The following is a 13,807-nucleotide window of genomic DNA, read 5'->3' on the forward strand; positions in this document are numbered from 1 at the left end:
CGACCGCCGACTTTCACTCTCAGCCCCTCGCGCCTCCCCGTTTGACCTACAAGAGTAATCCCCATGAAAAACAAACCGAACCAACCGCCAACGGCTGCGGAAGTCGCGGCGTATTTTCAGGGAAATGAAGGCACGGACTACCAGGCGAGAATGATTCGCGAGTGCGGGCAAAGAATGAAAAGCTACCCGTTCGAACGGGTCGTGACCAATTCACATCTGCTGGCCTGTCATCACCGATTCTGTCCCGATTGCCAACGAAGGCGTGCTCGAAACTGGGCCTCGGCACTCCGATCGGTGATTGACAGGGAATCCATGCCTGCTTCGCAAAGCGACCCCAGACGCGCTCCTCACTGGATTGCCATCATATTACCAGGCGTGCCATGCGTTGCTTCAGACTTTCAAAATCAACTCGGGACGCTGACAGAATACTTATCTATCGCCAGTAGCCAATCGTTCTGGCGGCAAAATGTCAGAACCGCGCTCCGGCTGCTGAACGTCGAGATAAATCAGGGAGCGGGCCGGGAGCTCCAGATCACACCAACATTCACATGTCTAGTGAGCGTCTCGCGAGATCTTCTCAACGCACAAAGCCAAGGACGGCTGATTCAACGAGTTCAACGGGACTGGGTCCAGCCTGCGAATCCCGATAGCTGGCCCGGCCCGCATTCGTTCATTATCCCCACAGCGACAACACGAGAGCGGGATATCCTGCAAAACAAGGTCTCACGGATGATCGAAAGTCACTATCCCCACTCGAATAGACAAACCTTCCTGAAGATCGTTGGGCAATTGAAGGGTGTGAAGACAGTGGCCATGTATGGACCTGAAGGGACGCCATTCCGGCCCCTCAGCATTTCGCAGGCTGATGATCTTCGCTATGAGCAGGCGTACTCGGTTTCCAGGATTGGCGAAGATTTGCCTGAGTCCACCAGCGGCAATCGTGGCCTTGAGCTGCTGCCATGGCACATAGCCAAATGAAGACAAACGCCGCTGGAAGGCTATGCTTTATTCTTCGACAGCCTGAGCAGTTGATCATCTCAACCTGAGCGGGCAATATCACCCCGACCAAACGTGACATTCGCGACACCCTCCGACGCTCCCTGTCGTCCTTGTCGAATAGCGTTTTCCAGCAACACCAAACGGAAGTACCCATGGCATTAACGCTCGAACAACTCGAACGCCACCTGTTCAAAGCTGCCGACATTCTGCGGGGCAAGATGGACGCCTCTGAATTCAAGGAGTACATCTTCGGCATGCTGTTCCTGAAACGCTGCTCCGATGTCTTCGAGCAGCGCTACCAGGAGGTGGTCGCGAACCAGCTGGCCAAAGGCAAGGGCCAAATTGAGGCAGAAGCCATCGTTGACAACGAAAACTGGTTCAAGTCGACGTTCTACGTGCCCAAACAGTCCCGCTGGGACTTCCTGATGAACGACGCCCACCACGGCGTGGGCAACTATCTGAACAAAGCGTTGGCTGGGCTTGAGGAACACAACGCCAGCCTGGCGGGCGTATTGGAGCATATCGACTTCACCCGCAAGGTGGGTTCCTCCACCCTTCCGGACAAGAAACTGCGGGATCTGATCGTCCACTTCAGTCAGTATCGCCTTCGCACTGAGGACTTCGAGTTCCCGGACTTGCTGGGTGCAGCTTATGAATATTTGATTAGCGATTTCGCGGATTCCGCAGGCAAAAAAGGTGGCGAGTTCTACACACCTCGCTCTGTAGTCCGGATGATGGTCCGACTAGCCAATCCACAAGAAGACCAAAGCGTATACGATCCCTGCTGTGGTTCGGGCGGAATGCTAATACTTGCGAAGGAATATCTCGAGGAACAGGGCGGCGACCCCAAACGCCTATCCCTGTTCGGGCAGGAGGCCTCCGGCTCCGTCTGGGCCATCGCCAAGATGAACATGCTTCTTCATGGCATTTCGAATGCCAGCCTACTCAATGACGACACCCTGACGGACCCCCAGCACGTTGAAGGCGGCGAGCTGATGCATTTCGACCGCATTCTCACCAATCCGCCCTTCTCCATCGGTTTCTCGCCGAGCACACAGTTCCCGGAACGATTCCAGTATGGCCAGGTACCGGAAGGCGCCAAGAAAGCCGACCTAATGTTCCTGCAACATATGGTCGCCAGCCTGAAGTCCGACGGTATGCTGGCCACCGTTATGCCCCACGGTGTGCTATTCCGAGGTGGTGATGAAAAACGCATCCGTGCCGGACTGCTAGAGAACGACCTGGTGGAAGCCATAATCGGCCTGGCACCCAACCTGTTCTACGGTACAGGCATTCCGGCCTGCATCCTGGTGCTACGCAACAAAGGCGCCAAAGCACCGGAACGCAAAGGCAAGGTACTGTTCATCAACGCCGACAGGGAATACTACGAAGGCCGCGCCCAGAACCACCTGCTTCCAGAGCACATCGAAAAAATCGTCAGCACTTACGAGGCCTTTGCCGAGGCTGACAGCTTTTCGAGCATTGTCAGCCTGGATGAATTGCGGGAAAACGATTACAACCTGAATATCCGCCGCTATGCGGACAACGCCCCGCCACCGGAACCCCAGGATGTTCGGGCACACTTGGTGGGGGGCATTCCCCTGAAAGAGGTTCAGGCCAAACAATCGCTGTTTGATGGCCAGGGCCTGGACCCCATGGATCTGCTCGTGACCAAGAAGGGCGAAGAGGATTACGTGGATTTCCGGGAAAACCTCACCGACAAGGGCAGCATTAAACCGGCTATCGAACAAAACGAAGGTATCCGGCACAAAGAAGCCCGGCTCAAGGATACTTTCGAAAGCTGGTGGCAGCAGCGGGGCACCCACATTGCCCAGCTCTCCGGCAACGGCCAGCAACTAAGCGCCCTGCGGGAAGAACTGATTGGCACCTTCACTGACGCCCTTGACCCCATTGGCATGCTGGACAGATTCGCCGTGCGCGGCATCATTGCCGGTTTCTGGGACCAGAACAAAAATGAATTCCGCACCCTTCAGGCCCGTGGCGTGCTAGGTGTGGTGGACGCCTGGCGCACCAGCATCATCACTTTGCTGGAAGACGACCAAAACAAATCCAACCCCCTGGACCACAAACTGGTGACCTTTCTGCTGACGGATTATGTGGCCGAACTGGAAGACCTGCAGGGCCGCAAAGCTGAATTGGATGCCCGCATCAAAACCGCCACCGCCCAGCCAGAGGAAGACGATGATGCCGAGCCGGATGAAGACGCGCCCACCGAGGCAGATATCAAAACCTGGAAGGCCGAGCGCACCAAGGCCACTAAGACCTTGAAAGCCAAGCAGGCCAGCTTTGAGGCGCAGCTGAATGAAGCGGTGGATGCACTGGATGAAGCCAGTGCCGCTGAACTAATGCTGACGATTTTGCATAACGACATTCTAGGAATACTGGATACCTACATTCGGCAACAGAGGCAGGGAGTGATTGCTGCTTTTGAGACCTGGTGGGACAAGTACTGGGTGACGCTGGTAGATATTGAGACGGAGCGAAATGCCGCAGCCAGAGAGCTCCAAGGGTTCTTGAAGGGGTTAGGATATGCCTGATTTGGATTGGAGCGAGCAGGCAATTGGTGACATATTTCGAATCAACACCGCAGGTATTCTGCCAAACACATTCCCCAAAAGCCTTTTTTATCACCACAGCCTTCCAGCTTGGGATGAGTGTGGGGGCCCTGTGGTCGAGCCAGGCGCCTTTATTGAGAGCAATAAAACAACACTGAAGGTTCCTTGCGTTCTGGTCTCTAAATTGAACCCGAGAAAACCACGCGTGTCAGCCGTAGCAAATATCCCAGAGGATCAAAACCATTGTGCCTCGACAGAATTCGTTTGCCTGGAACCGACGAAAAATTCGATTCATCTGTCGTTTTGGCGTCATTTCTTTAGTCACAAACAATTTGCCAATAGGCTTGATCGCGTAGCAATCGGATCAACAAACAGCCACAAAAGGTATGGCCCCAGAGAGCTATTGTCATTTCGGATCGATGTCCCCTCGCTTGCTGAACAAGCAGTAATTACTGAGGTCCTCGATACCCTGGACACCCAAATCCAGAAAACCGAGACCGTGATCGCCAAGCTGGAAAAAATCAAGGAAGGCCTGCTCCACGATTTACTCACCCGAGGCATCGACCAGAACGGCGAGCTTCGCCCCACGCCGGAACAGGCGCCGGAGCTTTATAAGGAGTCGGTTTTGGGGTTGACACCGAAGGAGTGGGATATTTCAACTCTTGGAGATTCCTCAATTTCATCAGTAATCGGCCCATTCGGTAGCGATCTGGTAGCCTCTGATTACCAAAGTGAGGGGGTGCCTGTAGTTTTCGTGAGGGACATCGCAGGTGCACAATACGATCGCGTGAGCCAAGTGTTCGTCAGCCCAAGAAAAGCGCAGGCCCTTTCAGCTCACGAAGTAACAGCCGATGATTTACTTCTGACAAAAATGGGCTTACCGCCTTGCATTTCTGCTGTATACCCAAAACGTGAACCGGCAGGGATAATCACAGCAGACATTGTGCGCCTTCGCTTGAAGTCCGACGTGGCACCTGAGTGGGCTCACCACTGTGTAAACTCGGAAGCAGTAAAGTCTCAAGTACGAGGAATCACTGCAGGGGTGACCAGACCCAAAGTCACACTAAAAGACGCAAGGAGTCTGAGAATAGCGGTTCCGGATATTGAAGAGCAGGCTCGTATCCTGAGCATACTTCAACGTAGCTCCAGCCGCTTAGAATCGGAAAGTGCGAGTTTGGCGAAGCTGCGGGCTCAGAAGTCCGGACTTATGGATGACCTGCTTACCGGCCGCACGCGCGTCGCTTCCCTACTCAAGGGTTCAGTATGACCATCTTCGACAAGGTCCAGCTATCGGGCTTTCAGTGGAGCTTGGTTTGGAATAAGAAGCCGTCAAAAGCCGCCTGATCTGCAAATGGCACCTACTTTGAGATGCAGTTCATGATTGAGTATTGCCGAGGAAATCTGCTGGAGGCCGACGTAGAGTCACTGGTGAATCCGGTTAATACTCAGGGTGTCATGGGCAAGGGGCTTGCCTTGGCATTCAAAAACACATTCCCGGAAAATTTCCGTGCCTATGCGCAAGCCTGCCAATCAGGCCATGTCAGGACTGGCCAGATGTTTATAACCGAGCAACAAACGCTGCTTGGGCCGCGCTGGATTATCAACTTTCCAACCAAGCAGCACTGGCGCGATCCATCGAAGCTGGAATGGATAAGCCAGGGGCTGGCAGATCTCAGAAAAGTGCTTGCCGAGAGACAGATCCCATCCGTTGCAATACCACCACTTGGGTGCGGCCTTGGCGGGCTGGAGTGGGAACTGGTCAAACCACGAATTGAATATGCGCTTGCTGGCCTTGCTGGCACCCGGATAATGGTCTTTGAGCCCTTATAGCGTTGGGCCGCCATCTTGGGCATTCATCATCAACTGCGCTAACTCTTAAACACAGCGCCGCTGTTACGGATAAGCTGCAGGAAGTTGATACAAGTTACCCCTACATCCCCCAGCTCACAGACCGCTGGGATCTTGTACTTGGCGAGGATATCGGGCTTACCAAACTGGCGCCCTTCGTCAGATATGAGCGTCAAGCCATTAACGCTCGCAGTGGCAATGATGAAGATGTCGTTCTCACCAACACCCTTGGTGTGATACTGGTCCTCCTCGATGCCAAGCAAATGCTTTATCCGCAACGATTCCACCAGCACTTCGGAGGTCAAGGGGAACACCGTTATGTCGTTGCCTTTCAGCCATGCAGCACATTCCGGAGCCTTCTTTCCAACTTCCTCCAGTGCAACACCCGGGATGGCGAGATTTCCGTCTGCGATTTCTTGCCCCAACCAGTCCCACAAAGGCGGAAACAACTCCGGTGGGTAGTTGTCCCAGGCATGAATAATCGACGACGCGTCAAATAGCGGCATGCGTATCTTCCAACTGACGCAGATCCGCAATTTTCAGGTTATCCAGGTAGGAGCTGGCCCGGGCCAGGGTGATGCGCTGCTCATGCAGAGCGTCCAGCACAGTGCCTACATAGCTTTTCCCAAAAACTCTCACCGGCTCCTTGAAGCGGTAGCGGGAACCGCCGCTGCTCTGTCGCTCAATCACAGGCAGGGATTGCTTCCACCTGCGGTAAGCCTGGTAATCTTCCTGTGGGAGCAAGCCAGAGTCCATCATCCTGCGCAAAATGACTTCCGGGCTGACACACCAGCGCCGAGCATCATCTTCCAGGAATCGGTCATAGGCCGTTACGTCGTCGCCTGGGAAGCTCTTTAGGTCCAGCTTCTCCAGAAACCTTTCAGGCACAAGTAGGTTACCTGCGAACCAATTTGCTGCGACTTCGTTGGCGCTGTGGCTATGGAAATCGTCCTCGTCGTCGACAAAGCTCTCGCGGTGCAGCAGCAAATGACCCAGTTCATGCATCATGGTGAAGGCTTGGGCACCTTCGGATTGCTGCTTCTTGATGAAGATGACTGGAAAGCTGTCGAAATACAGAGAAAACCCCCGGATGGGACTTTCCTTGGGAATCTGCCATTGCCCAGCGTAGCCATTACTCAGGAAGACCAAGATGTTCTTGGCCTCCACAGCTGCGCGCATATCGGCAAAACTCTGCCCCGGCTGGAGCCCGAGCCAGGTGCGGGCTAACTGCGCTGCCTGCTCCGGTTGCGGAGCATTCATAGCTAAGTCTTCCGGATACCATCCTGGCTCAACTGGCTCCCCCAAATCTTCGCGGAGGCTCAAGTAAGTCAGGCGCTGCCGCTCGGTTCGTTCAACCAACGTACGGAAACGGCGGCTCAGTTGAGGCTTCTGGTTATTCAGCGTCCGGAACTGTACGGAATGAACACGCCCCTCGCTGACAGGACCTTCCTCGAGGAAAAACAGCAAACCCCGATTGAAGTGTATAGCTAGCTTCTGCAACTGTTTCACAGAAAGGGCTTCTTTTCCCTCAAGTGCCTTTTCAAGGGTAGCTAAGGCAATACCTGTCTCTTGGGCCAGTTCCTCAACAGAAACACCCAGGTCATCACAGCACCAAAGAATTCGAGACGGGTTAACACCCTTGATCTTGTCCATAGCGCGAATCATAGCAGGAGATCCGTAAGTTATCAGCGGCGGCCGGAATAATGGGGGCGGTATTACTCCGCCAAGTATCGGACCGCCCGGGAAAAATGCGACCCAGGCCAAACTGCCCTACAATGGTTGAATTAATCCAACGTTAATGGACTGACACGCAGGAGCAGTAATGCCTGGCCCGGAATTCACCGAAGTTGAGCTCCCCTTTATTCAACAACTGGAGCAAGAGGGCTGGGATTACATCGAGGGCTCCCTGGATTCCCCATCCGTCACCCATCGTGAAACCTTCGCCCAGGTCATCATGGAGCCGTTGCTTCGTGACCGGCTACTGGCGATCAACACCCGAAATGGCAAACCCTGGCTAGACGAAAGGCGGCTCGATCAGGCCGTCTCCGCCATTACCCGACTTCCCGCCAGCAAAGTAATGGAAGCCAACAAACTGACAACCGGACTGCTCCATGGCGGCATCACAGTAGAGGGATTGTCAGGTTGGGATGGTGGCAGGGGGCAAACCATCCACTTTATCGACTGGACCAACCCTGAGAACAATACCTTCACCGTGGTGAATCAGTTCAAGGTAAAATGCCCACCGGGCCATGACGGCTGGAAAGGTCACGTCATTCCCGATCTTGTTCTGTTCGTGAACGGCATTCCTCTGGTGGTCATCGAGTGCAAAAGCCGCACTGTTCCTGAGGGCCTTTCGGACGCCGTGGATCAGCTACGCCGATACTACGATCAGCGCCATCTGGATCTTGAGGTTGAGCAACATGAAGGTGCCCCTGCCCTGTTCTCTACTAACCAGTTTATGGTGGCCTCCAACTTCGATGATGCCCGGGTGGGAACCATTGGTGCCGGGTTTAACCATTACCTGAACTGGAAAACCGTGGCGCCACGATCCGAAGCGGACGTTACAGACGCTCTAGGAGTCCAATCGCTTTCGTCACAGCAGCGATTGATTGCGGGCATGCTGCCTCCCGCCAACCTGTTGGATATTGTCCGCCACTTCACACTCTTTATGACCATGGGCGGCCAGACCATCAAGCTGGTGTGCCGGTATCAGCAGTATCGGGCGGTCACACGAGCCGTTCAGCGCCTGAAAACCGGTAAAACCCGAGCCGAAGACGGCGAACACGACCGCCGTGGCGGAATCATCGGGCACACCCAGGGCAGCGGCAAAAGCCTGACCATGGTATTCCTGGTGCTCAAGCTCAGAACCGATCCGGAGCTTCGCCGTTTCAAAGTCGTCGTGATAACAGATCGGAAGGATCTGCAGGATCAGCTGTCGGATACTGCGGAGCTCACGGGCGAGACCGTCAAAGTCGCCAGCAACACGGGCAAACTCAAGTTGTTGCTGGGACAGCCAGGACCCGGGCTTATTTTTGGGACCATCCAGAAATACCGGGAACATGAATCGGCCTCTCCTGCTTATCCTTCACCCAAGCCCCCACGCGGCCTGGAAACTGATCGACGGGATGCTGCAGACAACCCCGAGCGCAAACCGGCGAAACCCATTCCCTCTCGCCCCCTTGGTCTGATCAATGAAAGCCCGGACATTCTGGTGATGATCGACGAAGCTCACCGCACCCAGGCCGGGGACCTGCATGCGAACCTTTTGCAGGCGGTACCTAATGCTGCCCGAATCGGGTTTACGGGCACCCCAATTATCATGGGCAAGAAAAAACAGACCAGTGAGATCTTCGGCGACTACATCGACCGCTACACCATAAAGGAAGCGGAGAACGATGGTGCCACTGTACCAATTCTTTACGAGGGGCGAACGGCAGAGGGTGCAGTGAAAGAGGGTGCCAACCTGGATGACCTATTCGAGGACCTGTTCAAGGAACGCACCAAGGACGAACTGGAACTCATAAAAAAGAAATACGCCACCAAGGGCCAGATTTTTGAGGCACCCCGCCTGATCGAGGAAAAGGCAGCGGACATCCTGCGTCACTACGTCACCAACATCCTGCCCAATGGTTTCAAAGCCCAGCTGGTAGCCTATAGCCGAAGAGCCGCCATACGCTACCTTGAAGCGCTTAAACAGTCCCGGACGAAGCTGCTTGAGGAGGCTATGGCGCTACCTCCGGAAGACAAGAACATCGGTGAGACCGAACTGATTTCCCGGCCACCCAGAATCAAAGCAGCCATCAAGGCTTGGCAATATCGCGAGTTACTACAGCAATTGGAGTTTGCTGTGGTATTCAGCAGCAGTAACAACGATGACAGCGGCTGGGCACAGTGGAGTGACCGGTCCGCAATTGAGCAGAACATCAAACGATTCAAAAAGCCCCTTTTTCACAAAGATCCGGAGAAAGCCGACCCACTCAGCTTCCTGATCGTGAAGTCCATGCTGCTAACTGGTTTTGACGCACCCATTGCAGGTGTGATGTATCTCGACCGCCCGATTCGTGAAGCAGAATTGCTGCAAGCCGTTGCCCGAGTAAACCGCACAGGGTTCGGGAAACGCTGCGGGATTGTGGTGGATTACTATGGAGTTGCAAACCACCTCAAAGAAGCTCTGGCTGCCTATAGCGATGAAGATATTGAGGGCGCACTCCAGAGCCTGAAAGACGAAATTCCGCTGCTACGGGATCGCCACCTTCGGGTTGTGGATGTGCTGAGAAAACAGGGCATCGATAGCCTAACGGATACGGAGGAAGCCGTTACAGCGCTAGGTGACGAACGGCTGCGAGCAGAGTTCATCGTTAAGCTAAAAGAGTTTAGCCGAACACTGGATGACGTCCTGCCCCGCCCGGAAGCACTGGAATTCGTGAATGACGCCAAGCAACTGGCCCATATTCACGCACTGGCTCGAAACCGATACAAAGACAGCCCGGAATTGGGCAAAGACGTTGGCAGTAAGGTCCGCAAACTGATTGACGACTACATGATCTCGCTGGGCATCAACCCGAAGATACCGCCGGTGCAATTGACTGACACTGACTTTGACCAGCATATAAATCGGCAGGTCAGTGACCGGGCCAAGGCGTCCGAGATGGAGCACGCAGTTCGCTCCCATGTCAGAAAGCACCTGGACGAAGACCCAGTGAAATACACCAAGCTCAGTGAACGCCTGAAGGACATCCTGGAGCAGATGGACGGGCTCTGGCAGGAGCAGGTAGATGCACTATCAGCCTTGATCAGGCAATTGCAGGAAGATGAAACAACGGATGACGAGACACCCTCAGCCCTTCCACCGAACCACCTCCCCTTCCTGAGAGTGATGGCCGAGATCAAGCAGGATAGCGACGAAGCACTTACCTCGGATGAGCAGGAGAACCTGGAGCAAGCCACCGTATCCACGGTTCAGATAATCACAGAAGAACTGCGCATCCCGGACTTCTGGAAGCCTTCCCACCTGCCAGACCAGGAGCGCCTACGAGGCCGACTGTTTGAAGAGTTGTTCGAGCTGGACCTTTTCCCAGTCAATCAACTGGATGCACTGCTGGACAAATTGATTGATCTGGCCAAAGCGAACCACAGCAAGCTGGTGAACCCGTGACAGAACTGCAGGTGGATGACCTGACCTTCGAGGTGCGCCAAAGCAACCGGCGCAAAACACTGGAGATCATCGTCGATCGTGAGGGCGAGCTGGTGCTTGCCGCGCCTAAAGGCATTGAAGAGGACCTGCTCAGAGACTTTGTTCAGGAAAAAAAATTCTGGATCTACCAGAAACTGGCCGAGAAAGCAGAGCTACTTAAGCCCCAGCCCCGCAAAGAATATGTGAATGGCGAGGGCTTCCTGTACCTAGGCCGAAGCTACCGGCTAAAGCTGGTGGATGATCAGCAAACGCCCCTCAAACTAATAGCTGGGCGGTTCTGCCTGCGAAGAGATCTACAAACCGAGGCGAAACGGCACTTCATCCACTGGTATAGCAACAAAGCACAGATTTACCTGAACGAAAAAGTTCAGGCCCTGGCTGCACGCATGGGCGTTGAACCAGCTGGCGTGAAAATTCAGGACCTGGGTTATCGCTGGGGTTCCTGCGGCAGGGGTAACCGCCTTTACTTCAACTGGAAGACGATCCTGTTACCGCGTGAAATCGTGGAGTATGTGGTGGTGCATGAGCTGACGCACCTGCACGAACCACATCATACTCCTCAGTTTTGGAAGCGGGTGGAGAGGGTTATGCCGGATTACGAGCGGAGGAAGGACTGGTTGGCTAAGAATGGGATAGAGGTGGAAGGGGTCGAGTAAATCCTGAATCTGAACGACAACAACCAACTGGCGCTGTTACTGGTAGATAATTAAAACCATACACAGTGTTCTCGCTGCGGTCTTAGTGTTTAAAAGAAGCATGCCAACAACCCCTTGTCCATTTGTCTGACCCTGCCAAGCCGGGATGGGAATCTTGAGATTTTTCTACAACCGCAACACCCACATTTTTGGCTGGTTTCAGGCGATAGGAAAGCCAGCCTACCAACATGCGATTGCTGTATCACCCTTGCATTCAGCTACTATCCGCTATTGTGCGCGTCCGTCCAATGGCGGACATTTAACTAATCAAACTGTCGCAAAGATCTTTTCACTATTAAATTCTATCCAATACCCTCATATAGCAGAAATCAGCACCGATAGTATAACAACCAAAAACTCTTATTCATCTTTAGATTTTTTTATTCGAGCAAGCCTCGAAACTCTATAGATCGCAATCCTGTCTTTACGAATCTGCCTGGCGTTTCTTGCACCGTCAAAGGATGATAGGTAACCAAAATAACCATAGAGCTCATCTAGTCTATCCACATACTCTTGTGGATTTATCAAAGCATTATTGAAAATAGCACGAAGCTTTCGGCGATACTCTCTTGGCGGCTGAACTTTCTCATTGACCACTAACCCGGTTACACGCTGACTAGCATATTTGCTAGCTACACGGCTTTTTTTATCCTTAAGGTTAAAGCCTTCAGCCGACAATAACTCTCGACATTTAGAGACAATATATTCTATATCAGACCTTGATTCACCACTAAAAGTAATATCATCAGCATATCGACTGTAATCCAAACCCTTATCCACAGAAATTTTAGACATCGCCTTATCAAATTCGTATAGAACGGCATTAGAAATAACAGGACTAGTGGGCGCTCCCTGCGGAACAACTCTATTGAGGGTGACAATACCTGATACTGCTGTTGCCAATTTACGACCGACACCATTCTTTTCAAGAATTCTAAAAACATGCTCTTTGGTTATGTTGCCAAAAAAGTTTTCGATATCTACGTTCGCCACATAAGCCTTACCAACGTGCGGCTTTGCATTTGTATTGATTGATTTACCACTTGTATAGGCATGACATGTATTGTGAACTTTCAAGTGGCATAGAACATACGACTTAATCCAATACTGAATCGTTTTAAGAAAAAATCTGGGAGCAGCAATATCACGCTCACCTCCGCCCTTCTTCGGTAAACTGAAATGTCTATAGTGATTTTCAGGCTTATGAAGGAATGAGGTAAGTAAACGAGGGGATACTCCAATCGCCAAACCAAGTTCGCTAATCGACATATCGTTTTCAGAGGACTCACCCAAACTTGCTTGATGCACTGCTTTTAACGTTGGGAAGGAACAATAGCGATATTGGAAGGAAGGAATGCCGGGTGAATGGAAATCAAGGCCAACCTGAACACTAAGTTGCTCTGAGACCCGCGACCAGTAGGTTCTGGTTCGAAGACGAGTCGGCTCCGTCCGCGAAGGCTTCGAACCAGAACCTACTGGTCGCGAGCCCTCTTGTAATGTTGAACTAATTTCTGAAGATGGCGAAGCGCCATCCAAATCTTGATCCATTACACCCGGCCTACTTACGTTAGCATCGTACGCCGCACGTAACAAGCTAATCCTGGCCTTATCTCTCTGCCTTCGAAGCTTTACGTCCATCCGCATATTCGCCAATGCAGTTAGCGAATACATCGAATATTTCTTATTTAAAACAACAATATATCCCAACTCCTCCCAATGAAAAAAACGATCATTCAGATATAATTCATCGGGCCATTGCTCTACGGTTGGGTATACCAATTTTAAAAATGACAAGACCTCTTGAGGCGCCGCTGGCTGTAATACACCCAGCCCCCATAAAAGCAACTGATCATTGAACTGGATGCTCACGTGAAGGCTCCAGTACCGCTTGTAAACCACACATGGCGCCTAGTTTTTAATCGATCAATCAATGCTGACGTATCAAAATCTGAAAAGTCACAATGCATAAGTTTTCCAAAAGTATTAATCGCTTTTGCTGGACCCTCATTCATATAAGAAACATCGTCTTTAAATTTTTCATCCATTATCAATATGAAGTCAGTCTTCCTAGCATTTGCATGTACATGCTGATGCGAAAACAACCCCAACTCACAAAAAGACCCAACACTAGATGCAATTAAAACGACGGCATTTCCGTGTGCCTGAATAAATTGGAGCTCATTCTCGTGGGCCATGCCTGAAAACTTTTTACGTAACGCCTCAAGGCCATCATCTTCACCCAAAACCACATCAAAGTCTTCTGCCTCTAACTCTTCTTTTAGGCGCTTTCTCAAAGCAGCTGCATTATTCTTATCAGCAATGTCTAAAGTAGGCCCACAAAGAAAGACAACAAACTTCCGATTCTCAAATACCTCTTCAAGGTCTTTTGAAAATATTTCAACTGATTTTTTTAATTTATTTTTTTCACTCACGAGTTAGTCCTAAATCACTCAATTATTCTAAACTGGCTGCCACTGCCACAATGCCGTCTAAAA

10 protein-coding genes are annotated in these 13,807 nt (G+C 52.1%); 6 read left to right on the plus strand and 4 right to left on the minus strand.

Features of this window, described 5'->3' with window-relative positions; all coding sequences use genetic code 11:
- Window positions 1-63 precede the first annotated feature (63 nt).
- From RE428_RS20020 to RE428_RS20035, 4 genes are all read left to right on the plus strand, one after another.
- The gene (locus RE428_RS20020; RefSeq protein WP_040882435.1) at window positions 64-978 is read left to right on the plus strand and encodes a hypothetical protein; all 915 of its coding nucleotides are present in this window, start codon (window positions 64-66) and stop codon (window positions 976-978) included.
- A gap of 173 nt (window positions 979-1,151) precedes the next feature.
- A complete protein-coding gene (locus RE428_RS20025; protein ID WP_004580398.1) occupies window positions 1,152-3,557 on the plus strand; it encodes a type I restriction-modification system subunit M in 2,406 nt (801 codons plus the stop codon).
- A complete protein-coding gene (locus RE428_RS20030) occupies window positions 3,550-4,842 on the plus strand; it encodes a restriction endonuclease subunit S (RefSeq protein ID WP_004580397.1) in 1,293 nt (430 codons plus the stop codon). Before RE428_RS20025 ends, RE428_RS20030 begins: the two co-directional genes overlap by 8 nt.
- A 110-nt stretch (window positions 4,843-4,952) precedes the next feature.
- Window positions 4,953-5,405 (plus strand): macro domain-containing protein, encoded by a 453-nt coding sequence (locus RE428_RS20035; RefSeq protein ID WP_040883158.1) that lies wholly within the window; start codon window positions 4,953-4,955, stop codon window positions 5,403-5,405.
- A 38-nt stretch (window positions 5,406-5,443) separates the two neighbouring features.
- Here RE428_RS20035 and RE428_RS20040 read toward each other — a convergent pair whose 3' ends face one another.
- Complete coding sequence (locus RE428_RS20040; protein ID WP_004580395.1) at window positions 5,444-5,929, minus strand: DUF4411 family protein; 486 nt, start codon at window positions 5,927-5,929, stop codon at window positions 5,444-5,446.
- The gene (locus RE428_RS20045; protein WP_004580394.1) at window positions 5,916-7,088 is read right to left on the minus strand and encodes an XRE family transcriptional regulator; all 1,173 of its coding nucleotides are present in this window, start codon (window positions 7,086-7,088) and stop codon (window positions 5,916-5,918) included. The genes RE428_RS20040 and RE428_RS20045 overlap by 14 nt, the downstream gene beginning before the upstream one ends.
- 157 nt (window positions 7,089-7,245) lie before the next feature.
- Here RE428_RS20045 and RE428_RS20050 point away from each other — a divergent pair, with 157 nt between their 5' ends.
- Both RE428_RS20050 and RE428_RS20055 read left to right on the plus strand, forming a co-directional pair.
- The gene (locus RE428_RS20050) at window positions 7,246-10,578 is read left to right on the plus strand and encodes a type I restriction endonuclease subunit R (RefSeq protein WP_004580393.1); all 3,333 of its coding nucleotides are present in this window, start codon (window positions 7,246-7,248) and stop codon (window positions 10,576-10,578) included.
- Window positions 10,575-11,273: a M48 family metallopeptidase gene (locus RE428_RS20055; RefSeq protein WP_004580392.1), complete on the plus strand. Its 699-nt coding sequence runs from the start codon at window positions 10,575-10,577 to the stop codon at window positions 11,271-11,273. The genes RE428_RS20050 and RE428_RS20055 overlap by 4 nt, the downstream gene beginning before the upstream one ends.
- A gap of 399 nt (window positions 11,274-11,672) precedes the next feature.
- Here RE428_RS20055 and RE428_RS20060 read toward each other — a convergent pair whose 3' ends face one another.
- Both RE428_RS20060 and RE428_RS20065 read right to left on the minus strand, forming a co-directional pair.
- Window positions 11,673-13,181 carry a retron St85 family RNA-directed DNA polymerase gene (locus RE428_RS20060; RefSeq protein ID WP_115840231.1) on the minus strand — a complete coding sequence of 503 codons (1,509 nt, stop codon included), beginning with the start codon at window positions 13,179-13,181 and terminating at the stop codon, window positions 11,673-11,675.
- Entirely contained in the window at window positions 13,178-13,744 is a 567-nt protein-coding gene (locus RE428_RS20065; protein ID WP_004580390.1) for a hypothetical protein, read from the minus strand. The genes RE428_RS20060 and RE428_RS20065 overlap by 4 nt, the downstream gene beginning before the upstream one ends.
- Window positions 13,745-13,807 lie beyond the last annotated feature (63 nt).

The sequence above is a fragment of the Marinobacter nanhaiticus D15-8W genome (genome assembly GCF_036511935.1).
Taxonomy (GTDB): Bacteria; Pseudomonadota; Gammaproteobacteria; order Pseudomonadales; family Oleiphilaceae; genus Marinobacter_A; species Marinobacter_A nanhaiticus.